We start from the raw sequence: 8,900 nt of genomic DNA on the forward strand, positions 1-8,900 counted from the left end.
AACACCGGACCTGACGGGAACGGCGGCTGCACGGACGTGGCGAAGCCACCTGGACCGGGGACGACCGCGACCTCGGTCTCCACAGTGACTGTCATCTTGGGTGTGTTCCTCCCCGTAGGCGTGGGCCGGCTCCTCCTCCCCCGGGCCGGCCCACACCGCGGTCGTGTCTGATGCCTGGACTACTGCGAGATGACGATCGACTGCGCGGCCTCGGACTCCGCGTCCGCACCGTTGGAGCCGATGTTCAGCGCGCTGGAGTGGTTGTGCGCGTTGACGGTGGCGACGTGCTTGGTCACGTTGACCGTCTTGGTGAAGTTGAACTTCAGCCGGCCCAGCGCCTCACGGCCCGGCAGCAGCTCGGCCGACTCGGCGTCCAGCTCGTGCATCTCCATGCTCATGGTGTTCTCCCTCGGTGGTTTCGATCAGTGGGCGGGATTGCGGGTGGTGCGGTGCGCGGACTACTGGTGGATCGTGATCGACTGCGACGCGTCGGCGGCGGCGGTCGCGTCGTGCGAGCCGATGTTCAGCGCGCTGGAGTTGTTGTGCGCGTTGACGGTGGCGACGTGCTTGGTCACGTTGACCGTCTTGGTGAAGTTGAACTTCAGCCGGCCCAGCGCCTCGCGGCCCGGCAGCAGCTCGGCCGACTCGGCGTCCAGCTCGCGGATGTCCATGCTCATGAGTCCCCCTCGGGGTGCGGTAGTGGGCGGCGTCCGATCGTCCAATTCCGTCGGACGCCTTGTCCAACGAGATTGGACAGTAGTCGTGTGACGATCGGCGACGCAAGGGCTTTCTGGCGACTCTCTGTCACAGACTCGTAACAGAGAGAAATGTGCAGGTGAGCGGCGGTGGACCAGCCCGGAAAGGCGTGATCGCCCTAGAATCGAGGCCGCACGACCGCCGGTTCGGCCGGCCCGAGCGGAACACGAGGGAGGGTGCAGGGTGTCCAACGCACTGCAGGCGCTCATGCGAGAGCGACTGGATCGGCAGGGCTGGTCCTACGGCGACGTGGCGCGCCGGGGCGAGATCCCCCGTTCCACGGTGCACCACCTCGCGACCACCGACCGACTGGTGCGGATGCCCCAGCCCGCCACCCTCGAGGGCCTGGCCCGCGGTCTCGAACTGCCACTGGACACGATCCGCCGCGTCGCGGCCGAGGCCTGCGGGATCCACCTGTACGAGGCGGCCCCGGACCCCGAGGTCGACGTGCTCATCGCGAGCGTCCAGCAGTTGTCGCCGGAGAACCGGCGCCACGTCGCCGCCCTGGTCGAATCCCTGCTCGAACGCAGCCGTCATCCCGAGGGCCCCGAGAGCCCCGAGGGTGAAGCTTCGGACTGAAGTCGGATAAGGACGTCCGGCTGGCCGAAACGGTTGCAGCTACGCCCGATTCCGACCGGGATGAGCGAATTCGGCGATTGCCAGGGGCCAAAGCACCTTCCTGGGTCTAGCGTCTTCAGCCAACAGGCCCTCCGCCTCCGGCGGACCCTGTCGAACGTTGGCAACAAGGCCAGGGGGGACACGTGCTGGTCGTGCAAGGAGGCCCCACCACCGCGGTGGTCCGGGGCCGCACCGGGGAGTCCGTCATCCTGCTCTCGGGCGAACTGCCCGCGGAGCTCACGGAGGACGCCCTCGGACCGGTACTGGACGTCGCGGCGGCCGTCCTGGACGGCGAGGAGATGATCCTCTTCCGCCGCTGCCTCGACGCACTGCGCCGCGGCGACGTCGGACGCACCCGTCGGATCGAGATCGACGGCGCGGTGCTGACCGTCTACTCCGACTGAGGCTACTGACGATCCGTCACCGGAACGCGATCAGCCCTCCCGGTCCGAAGACCGGGAGGGCTGATCGTTTCCAGCGTGCGCGAGGGGGGACTTGAACCCCCACGCCCCGAAGGGCACTAGCACCTCAAGCTAGCGCGTCTGCCATTCCGCCACCCGCGCTGGTGGCCTGCGCGGTTCCCCGCGCTGACGTGCACAACAATACCAAGAAAACAGAGTGCTCCCGACCACCCGGTCTCCGGTCGAAAGGCGTCCCCCGCAAACGCTTTCAGACACGGAGCGTGCATCTTCAGTCACTTTGTGCACTGAGGCCGCCGGGTGGGCAGGACAAGGCTGTGATAGGACGACCTCTCTGCCCAGGAGCGACGACCACTGCTAGCCGAGGATGGCGGAACGAACCATGCATGTCCGCGGAGACCAGCCCTGCGAACCGCCACTCGCGACCGGCGCCGTCCCGGTCGGCGTGGATGTGACACCGCCGCCGGGCGTGGAGGGCGTCTGGCGGTTCGCCGCACCCGCGGTGGATGTGACCGTGTCCCACGCCCGTCACGCCGTGCGGGACCTGCTGTTGGCACAGGGCATCGGCGGCCCCGGGTACCAGGAGCTGCTGGACGGCCTGCTGCTGATCGTCTCCGAGCTGGTCACCAACTCGGTGCGGCACGCGGCGCTGCTCTCCCCCGAGCTGGTGGTCGAGGTGGTGCTCGCCAACGGGTGGGTCCGGGTCTCGGTCGAGGACAGCCACCCCTACCGCCCCAAGGCCCTCTCCGAGGACTTCAACCGCCTCGGCGGCCGCGGCCTCCTGCTCGTCAAGGCGGTCACCGCGGAGTCCGGCGGCTCGTGCGACGTCGAACGCACCCCCGGCGGCGGCAAGGTGGTCTGGGTCGAGCTCCCCATTCCCCGCCCCCGCCTGGGCGGCTGAGAGCCACCCCGTCGGGGGCGCGACGCACCGCTGGACGCACCCCCGGACGCGCCACGAACCGCCCGGCGCGGCGCCCCGCTCAGACGACCGAGCGCCACCAGTGGTCGAGCTTCGGCGGCGCCGCGGCGAGCAGCCGCTCGCCCGGGCGGGGGACGGCCAGGGTGACGCCGGCGGCGTCCGCGGCCTCGCAGAGGCGCTCGACGGGCTCGGACCAGTCGTGGAGGCCGAGGACGAAGGTGCACCAGTGGACCGGCACGAGCAGCCCGCCGCGCACGTCGAGGTGCGTCCGCAGGCCCTCCTCGGGCGTCATGTGGATGTCGGGCCAGTGCTCGCTGTACGCGCCGATCTGGATCAGCGTCAGGTCGAAGGGGCCGAGCCGCTCGCCGGTCCTGCGGAAGCCGTCGAAGTAGCCCGAGTCGCCGCTGTAGAAGACCCGGCGCTCCGCGCCGACGATCGCCCAGGAGCTCCACAGCGTGCCGTTGTTGCGGAAGCCGCGGCCCGAGAAGTGGTACGCCGCCGTGCACTCCAGGCGCAGGCCGCCGATCTCGACCGACTCGTCCCAGTCGAGCTCGATGACGCGCGAGCGCGGCACACCCCAGCGCTCCAGGTGCGCGCCGACGCCCAGCGGGACGACGAACGGGGCGCTCTGCAGCCGGGCGAGGGCCCGGACGGAGTGCATGTCGAGGTGGTCGTAGTGGTCGTGCGAGATGAGGACGGCGTCCACGTCCGGCAGCCGCTCCAGCTCGACCGGCGGGCTGTGCAGGCGGCGCGGGCCGACCGACTGGGACGGCGAGCAGCGCTCCGACCACACCGGGTCGAGCAGGACCCGCTGGCCCTCGATCTCGATCAGCGCGCTGGAGTGGCCGAACCAGGTGACCGCGAGGTCCTCGCTGGCCTCGGCGGCGAGGTCGCGCACGAGCGGGATCGGACGCGAGGGCTTGCGCTGCTGCTTGCCGAAGAGCAGCTCGCGGGCGACGCCGCCGCTGTCGGGGCGGGAGAACTCGCCCGTCCGCTCCGGGCCGGGCGGGTTGTGGAAGACGCCGTCGCGGTACTGCGGGGATTCCCTGAGCCGCTCGCCGCGTCCGCCGGAGGTCGGATCGCCGCCGAAGGCGACCGGTACCTCGCGTGCCGCCCAGGCCGCAGCCGTCGCCCCCGCCACGCCGAGCCCTGCGGCGATCCTCCCCGCTCGGTTGAGTCCCATGCCCCGGCCCTCTCCTTGCTCCGTGCTTTCCGTACAACGACACAACAACACACAACGACGACACAGCGACGCACCTCGGGAACGGTCGACCGGAAGCCGCTGTTCCCGGATCCCGCGATCACTCCTGTGACCTGCACCGCTACCCGCCCCGGCGGTGTCCGAACCTGGGACGGGGGCTGGACGACGGTCCGCCCTCGGTCGGGACGCGACGCCAGCCGCCTGCAACATCCCAGCAGCGTTCCCTCCGGGGGCCGCTGCCGCTGCCGGAGCCGCTGGTGTTCGGAGGTCGACGCCGCGCGGGTCGGTCGGCGCGCGGCCGGTAGGATTGCGGGTCTGATGACTGCCACTCTCGTCGCCAAAGACCTTGCCGCCGGACACGGCGAGCGCGTGCTGTTCTCCGGGCTGGACCTGGTCGTCGCTCCGGGCGACGTGATCGGGTTGGTGGGGGTGAACGGCGCCGGGAAGTCCTCGTTGCTGAAGCTGCTCGCCGGGGTCGACACCCCCGAGGGCGGGAGCATCAAGCTGAGCCCGCCGACCGCGACCGTCGGGTACCTGCCGCAGGAGCCCGACCGCCGCCCCGGTGAGACGGTCGGGGCGTTTCTCGCGCGCCGTACGGGCGTCGCCGCCGCGCAGGCCGCGCTGGACGAGGCGACGCAGGGCCTGGTCGACGGGACGCCGGGCGCGGACGACGCGTACGCCGTCGCGCTGGACCGGTGGCTGGACCTGGGCGGCGCGGATCTGGAGGAGCGCGCCGAGGCCGTCGCCGACGAGCTGGGCCTGGCCGTCGGCCTGGACCAGGAGATGACCTCGCTGTCGGGCGGCCAGGCCGCCCGCGCCGGTCTCGCCTCCCTGCTCCTCTCCCGCTACGACGTGTTCCTGCTGGACGAGCCCACCAACGACCTGGACCTGGACGGGCTGGAGCGGCTGGAGTCCTTCGTCCAGGGCCTGCGCGCAGGGACGGTGCTGGTCAGTCACGACCGCGAGTTCCTCACCCGCACCGTCAACAGCGTGCTGGAGCTGGACCTGCACCAGCAGCAGGTCAACCACTTCGGCGGCGGCTACGCCTCCTACCTGGAGGAGCGCGAGCGCGCCCGGCGGCACGCGCGCGACGAGTACGAGGAGTACGCCGACACCGTCGCGGGCCTGGAGGCGCGGGCGCGGATGCAGCGCTCCTGGATGGAGAAGGGCGTCAAGAACGCCCGCCGCAAGAGCACCGACAACGACAAGCAGGGCAAGGCGTTCCGCTCGGAGTCGACGGAGAAGCAGGCCGCCAAGGCCCGGCAGACGCAGCGTCTGATCGAGCGGCTGGACGTGGTCGACGAGCCCCGCAAGGAGTGGGAGCTGCGCATGGAGATCGCCGCCGCGCCCCGCGCGGGGGCGGTGGTGGCGACGCTGCGCGGCGCCCAGGTCAAGCGCGGCGGGTTCACCTTCGGGCTGGTGGACCTGCAGGTGGACTGGGGTGACCGGATCGCGGTCACCGGTCCCAACGGTGCGGGCAAGTCCACCCTGCTGGCCGCCCTGCTGGGCCGGCTGCCGCTGGACGCGGGCCACGCCGCCCTCGGACCGGGCGTCGTGGTGGGCGAGGTGGACCAGGCGCGCCGCCTCTTCCACGGCGACGTGCCGCTGGTGGAGGCCTTCAGCGCGGCCGTGCCGGACCTCTCCCCCGGCGATGTGCGCACGCTGCTGGCCAAGTTCGGCCTCAAGGCGGTTCACGTGCTGCGTCCGGCGGCGACGCTCTCCCCCGGCGAGCGCACCCGCGCCGCGCTCGCGCTGCTCCAGGGCCGCGGCGTGAACCTGCTGGTGCTGGACGAGCCGACGAACCATCTGGACCTGGCCGCCATCGAGCAGTTGGAGTCGGCCCTGGCCTCCTACGACGGCACGCTGCTGCTGGTCACCCACGACCGCCGGATGCTGGACGCCGTGGAGACCAACCGCCGCGTCCAGGTGGCGGACGGGCGGATCAGCGAGAGCTGAACCGCCCGCGCGGGTGCGGGGACGTGCGCCGGGGGCCTACCGCGCCACCGGCACGTACTTGTACCCGACCCGACGGACCGTCACGATCTGTCCCCGGTAGGCCGATCCGAGCTTACGGCGGAGCCTGGCCACATGGACGTCGACGGTGCGGCCGTCGCCGACGTGGCCGTAGCCCCAGACCGCCTCGACGAGCCGGTCGCGGGTGTGCACCCGGTGCGGGTGCGCGGTCAGATGGGCGAGGAGCTCGAACTCGAGGTAGGTGAGCTCCAGCGGCTCGCCGTCCAGATGGACCGTGCGCAGCTCCCGGTCGACGGCGAGGCCGTCGGCCGAGGTGGTGGCGGGTGTACGGGCGGGCACGGTCGCGGCCACGGCGCCGAGCGTGGGCGCGACCCCCTCCGGCACCAGGACGAGGTACCCGACCAGCGGCGCTCCGGTCTCGGCGTCGAGCTGGAGTCCGGTGACGACATGCGGCGGCAGCCGGTACACGCCGGGCCGCACCGGTTCGTCGGGGCCCACGGAACGCAGCCGGGGGACGGCGGGACGGGCAGGGTTCAGCACGGGAACAGACATGGCAGGACTCGATTCGCGCGGGGTGGACGGGGCGGCGTCTGCGCGCGGAATGGCCCGGAGGATCCCGGAGAAGGGGAGGACTCAGGCCTGCGCGCCGGTCGAGCGGCGACAGGTCTGGTCGAAGTGGAACTGCTGGCGCGAGGGCCAGAACGGTTCGAGGACGGTGTCCATGGGGCCATTGAACCAGATCGTGGCCGTGGCCGCTCTTCCCTTCTTTCTGACGGGCTGTTAGATACACCCTGCGGACGCCCCTGCTCGGGCCTGCCCCCGGGTCAGCTCGGACCTGCCTGGGCCTTGCTCGGGCCTCCGTCGTGGCCGGATCCACCCACCCTGGAGCCACAGAAGGACCCTAGGAGCCGCCCTGTGACATCCGCACCTACGAACGTCGACTCCGCGCCGAGACCCGAGCCCGAACCGGAACCGGAAGCCACCAACCGCCTCGACGGCGCCTCACGCCTGCGCATCTTCGCGGTCATCCTCGTCGTGGTGCTCTTCGCGGAGATCGCCGCCCTGCAGTACACGATGGTCGCCTCGGCCGCGCGCCAGATCGCGCCGAGCTTCCCCGGCGTGGGCGCGAACATCAGCTGGATGGTCATCATCTTCGGCCTGGTCGGCGGGGCCACCACGCCGCTCCTGGGCAAGCTCTCCGACCTGTGGGGCAAACGCCGCACCATGCTGCTGACCGGCCTGTCCTTCGCCGTCGGCACGCTCATCTGCGCCCTCACCCACACCTGGTGGGTCTTCCTGGTCGGCCGCGCGCTGGAAGCCGTGGCCATCTCCGCCCCGACGGTCGCCTACGGCCTCTTCCGCGACATCCTGCCGCGCCGCTACATCCCGGCGGCGATCGGGGTCATCGCCACCGGCCTCGGCATGTCGGCACTGGCTGCGCCGCTGATCGGCGGCTCGCTGGTGGACGCGCACGGGTGGCGCTGGCTCTTCTGGTTCCTGCTCATCTTCGTCGGCGTGATGGTGCCGCTGATGTGGCTCGTGGTGCCGGAGTCCTCGCTGCGCACCCGCCAACGCCTGGACATCGGCGGCGCGTTGCTGCTCGGCGGCGGCGTGGGCTTGGTCCTGGTCTACCTGTCCAACGGCACGACCTGGGGCTGGGGCCGACTGGACTCGCTCGCCTACCTGCTCGGCGGGCTGGCGATGCTGGTGGCGTTCCTGCTGGTGGAAAGGGTCGTCGCGGAGCCCATCATGGATCTGCGGCTGCTCCTCTCGCCACGGGTGCTGATGATCCTCGGCGCGGCGACTCTCGGCAGCATGGTCATCGGCATCCAGGGCTACAGCATCCCCTACATGCTGCAGACCCCGAACGAGCAGCAACTGCACGCCAGCATCCTCCAGGTCGCCCTGTCGGGCGGCGCCGGACAGACACTGCCGCCCGCGATGGCACCGCTGTTCCACACCGTCTTCAACTCCACCCTCGCCTTCGGCCTCGGCGCCTCGCTGCTGGCATACGGCTACTACTCCGCGGTCTACTCGGGCGGCGTCGGCATGCTCTCCGGCGCGGCGGCGGGCGAGCTCGCCCGCAAGACCGGCCCGCGGCTGCCGCTGGTCGTCGCCATGGCGACATTCACCCTCTCCACGGTGCTGTACGCGTACTTCCCGCATTCCAAGTGGCAGTACGGGCTGTTCGCGGCCGTCTTCGGGATCGGCTTCGGAGCGTTCTATGCCGCCTGCCCGAACCTGATGATCGAGGCCGTGCCGGCCCGCCAGCAGGGCATCAGCGCGGGCATGATGGGCGTCGTCAACAGCCTGGCGACCTCCGTTGGAACGGGCGCGCTGACGGCCTTCCTGGCCGGGCACGCACTCCAGGTGAAGGTGCAGATCACGGGTGTCCCCGCGGCGACGACGGGGGGCTTCCACCCGGTCACCTCGCTGTACGGGTTCGCGGGCTACCAGAACGGCCTGCTGCTGGCCGCGGGCTGCGGCGCGGTCGGTCTGATCGTCGCCCTGCTGATGCGCCACGGCCGCGCCCCGGCCACCGGAGGCGAGGCCACCGACCAGGGCTGACGGCTCGATCGCAGGGCGCGGCGCCCGCCGTCCGGCGGGCCACCGCGTCCACGCGGGTGCGACCGGTCGACGGCGTCAGCGCACGGCCGTGCCCAGGATGTGCGTCGCCGACGGCGAGGGGACGCGCGTCTCGGGGAAGGCGAAGGTGTCCAGGCCGGTGATGGTGAATCCGGCGGCCTCGATGGCGGAGCGGGTGTCGCGGCCGGTGTGGCAGCCGCCGGCGAGCAGCGGCCAGAACGTCGCGTCCACGACGCGCTGGACGCGGCGCATGCCGGGCGACTCCGCCCGCACGTGTTCGAAGAACCGCAGTTCGCCGCCGGGCCGCAGGACCCGCCGCAGCTCCTTCAGGGCCGCGTACTGGTCCGCGACCGAGCACAGCGTCAGGCAGACGACGGCCGCGTCGAACGACGCCTCGTCGGCGGGCACCCCCCCGGCCCTCCCCCCC

The 8,900-nt window shown here is 71.6% G+C and carries 10 protein-coding genes and 1 tRNA gene; 5 read left to right on the top strand and 6 right to left on the bottom strand.

Annotated elements, in window-relative coordinates:
• Nucleotides 1-179: 179 nt before the first annotated feature.
• The gene (locus TR50_RS18705) at nt 180-398 is read right to left on the bottom strand and encodes a hypothetical protein (protein ID WP_042422398.1); all 219 of its coding nucleotides are present in this window, start codon (nt 396-398) and stop codon (nt 180-182) included.
• A gap of 60 nt (nt 399-458) precedes the next feature.
• Entirely contained in the window at nt 459-677 is a 219-nt protein-coding gene (locus TR50_RS18710; RefSeq protein WP_042422400.1) for a hypothetical protein, read from the bottom strand.
• A gap of 262 nt (nt 678-939) precedes the next feature.
• On the opposite strand from TR50_RS18710, the gene TR50_RS18715 reads away from it, so the two are divergent.
• Nucleotides 940-1,335: a helix-turn-helix domain-containing protein gene (locus TR50_RS18715; RefSeq protein WP_042422402.1), complete on the top strand. Its 396-nt coding sequence runs from the start codon at nt 940-942 to the stop codon at nt 1,333-1,335.
• A gap of 182 nt (nt 1,336-1,517) precedes the next feature.
• The gene (locus TR50_RS18720; RefSeq protein ID WP_236654474.1) at nt 1,518-1,778 is read left to right on the top strand and encodes a hypothetical protein; all 261 of its coding nucleotides are present in this window, start codon (nt 1,518-1,520) and stop codon (nt 1,776-1,778) included.
• 76 nt (nt 1,779-1,854) lie between these two features.
• On the opposite strand, the gene TR50_RS18725 is transcribed toward TR50_RS18720, so the two are convergent.
• Nucleotides 1,855-1,937, bottom strand: a tRNA-Leu gene (locus TR50_RS18725).
• A 238-nt stretch (nt 1,938-2,175) separates the two neighbouring features.
• Between TR50_RS18725 and TR50_RS18730 the strand changes: the two genes are divergently transcribed.
• The gene (locus TR50_RS18730) at nt 2,176-2,694 is read left to right on the top strand and encodes an ATP-binding protein (protein ID WP_084700534.1); all 519 of its coding nucleotides are present in this window, start codon (nt 2,176-2,178) and stop codon (nt 2,692-2,694) included.
• Between the two features lie 79 nt (nt 2,695-2,773).
• Here the strand turns inward: TR50_RS18730 and TR50_RS18735 are convergent, their stop codons facing one another.
• Nucleotides 2,774-3,895, bottom strand: coding sequence for an MBL fold metallo-hydrolase (locus TR50_RS18735; protein WP_042422405.1), 1,122 nt, complete (start codon nt 3,893-3,895; stop codon nt 2,774-2,776).
• Nucleotides 3,896-4,231: 336 nt separating this feature from the next.
• Here TR50_RS18735 and TR50_RS18740 point away from each other — a divergent pair, with 336 nt between their 5' ends.
• Nucleotides 4,232-5,869 carry an ABC-F family ATP-binding cassette domain-containing protein gene (locus TR50_RS18740; RefSeq protein ID WP_042422407.1) on the top strand — a complete coding sequence of 546 codons (1,638 nt, stop codon included), beginning with the start codon at nt 4,232-4,234 and terminating at the stop codon, nt 5,867-5,869.
• Between the two features lie 36 nt (nt 5,870-5,905).
• Here the strand turns inward: TR50_RS18740 and TR50_RS18745 are convergent, their stop codons facing one another.
• Nucleotides 5,906-6,439 carry a winged helix-turn-helix domain-containing protein gene (locus TR50_RS18745; protein ID WP_042422408.1) on the bottom strand — a complete coding sequence of 178 codons (534 nt, stop codon included), beginning with the start codon at nt 6,437-6,439 and terminating at the stop codon, nt 5,906-5,908.
• A 363-nt stretch (nt 6,440-6,802) separates the two neighbouring features.
• Between TR50_RS18745 and TR50_RS18750 the strand changes: the two genes are divergently transcribed.
• The gene (locus tag TR50_RS18750) at nt 6,803-8,455 is read left to right on the top strand and encodes an MFS transporter (protein ID WP_042422410.1); all 1,653 of its coding nucleotides are present in this window, start codon (nt 6,803-6,805) and stop codon (nt 8,453-8,455) included.
• A 75-nt stretch (nt 8,456-8,530) separates the two neighbouring features.
• On the opposite strand, the gene TR50_RS43605 is transcribed toward TR50_RS18750, so the two are convergent.
• A partial coding sequence (locus TR50_RS43605) for a class I SAM-dependent methyltransferase (RefSeq protein WP_042422412.1) occupies nt 8,531-8,900 on the bottom strand: 370 nt, incomplete at its 5' end.

This window comes from Streptacidiphilus anmyonensis (assembly GCF_000787855.1).
GTDB lineage: Bacteria > Actinomycetota > Actinomycetes > Streptomycetales > Streptomycetaceae > Streptacidiphilus > Streptacidiphilus anmyonensis.